The sequence below is a fragment of the Porphyromonas sp. HMSC065F10 genome (genome assembly GCF_001808555.1).
Lineage (GTDB): Bacteria > Bacteroidota > Bacteroidia > Bacteroidales > Porphyromonadaceae > Porphyromonas_A.
Map to the genome: position 1 here is coordinate 33,371 of NZ_KV793793.1, position 340 is coordinate 33,710.

Sequence of the window (340 nt, forward strand, 5' to 3'; positions counted from 1 at the left end):
GCAGATCGCCTTCGTGCAACAGTCTCAAGTAATCCGCTACCACCATATGAGAAGAGGGTGCGCCATCCCATACGGATGGCGCACCCTCTTTTTTTGCCCTCAGGGGTCATCAGCTTGAGGAGGTCGGTGCTCTTTATCTATCGACTTTCGGTTGTGACATACCCCTTTTTCCTCCCATAGAGGAGAATGTTGCACGAAGTGCCATTCTCGCACATTTGTTTCAAATGTGCTGAGACTTTGCACGAAGGATGAGATGCAAGGCGCTGAGGATAAGGCCGAAAGGAGCGTACCCACGTACGTGACAGAGGCCGAATTCCGAAAGCAACGCAGCAGATCGCCT